This window comes from Burkholderia sp. Ax-1720 (assembly GCF_011753035.1).
Classification (GTDB): domain Bacteria; phylum Pseudomonadota; class Gammaproteobacteria; order Burkholderiales; family Burkholderiaceae; genus Burkholderia; species Burkholderia gladioli.
On sequence record NZ_VWWK01000447.1, the window covers coordinates 1 to 921 of the forward strand.

Consider the following 921-nt stretch of genomic DNA (forward strand, 5'->3'; position numbering starts at 1 on the left):
TCCGAGCGCGGCCGGCGGCTGGCCCGCCGCCTGCCACAGCGCCACGGCGGCCAGCGGCGGCGCGAGCAGCATGACGAGCGCGACGCCCCAGGCGCGGCGGCTGGCCAGCAGCAGCACGCAGAGCAGCACGGCGGCCGCGCAGGCGGGCAGCATCGAGCCCTTCACCAGCGGCAGCAGGCCGAACGGCGCGAACATCAGCAGCGCGGCAAGCAGCGTGCGCCAGCCCGCGCCGGGCTCGCGCGCCCCGTCGAGCGCGCGGCAATGGCGATACCAGGCCGCCGAAACCAGCAACGGATAACCGAGCAGCAGCACGTCGCGCGACAGCGCGCCGGCGATCATCAGCGCCAGCAGCAGCGGCAGCACGCGGCCGGCGCCGCGCGTGAGCGCCAGCGTCGCGCTCGCGTAGCCGAGCAGGAACACCGCGCTGGCGGCCAGCACCAGGCCGTCGGTGGCGGGATGGAACACGCGCGTGAACACGCCCGCATACGGCCCGAGCGTGAAGACGATGTCGCGGCCGAATACCAGGCCCTGCGCCAGCGCCTGGTTCAGCGCGGCCATCCACGACGGGTCGAGCCCCTCGCCCGGCATCGCCGGCAGCCACGGCAGGATCACCGCGGCCAGGGCCAGCACCGCCAGCCACCGACAGGCCAGCGCCAGGCCGCCCCGGGCAGCCACGTCCTGCTCCTGCTCCCGCACCTGCGTGATGCCGCCCGGCGCGGCGGCCGCGGCGGCCCCGGCCGAGGCCGGCATGGTCAGATCATGCTTGTCGCTCACCTGCTCTCTCCCTCGTCGTCGATCGGCGCCGGTCGCCTGCTGGCGGCCCCGGCCATGCCGTCGTGCTTGTCTCGATACCGGCGCGCATGCCGGCCTCGGTCGTGTTTCAGTGCGCCGTCGCGGCGGCCGGCATCGCCGCTCGCGGGA

The 921-nt window shown here is 75.8% G+C and carries 1 pseudogene; it reads right to left on the reverse strand.

The features are described 5' to 3' along the window. A pseudogene (locus F3J18_RS37570) lies at nt 1–774 on the reverse strand (hypothetical protein); the annotation flags it as partial. Nucleotides 775–921 lie beyond the last annotated feature (147 nt).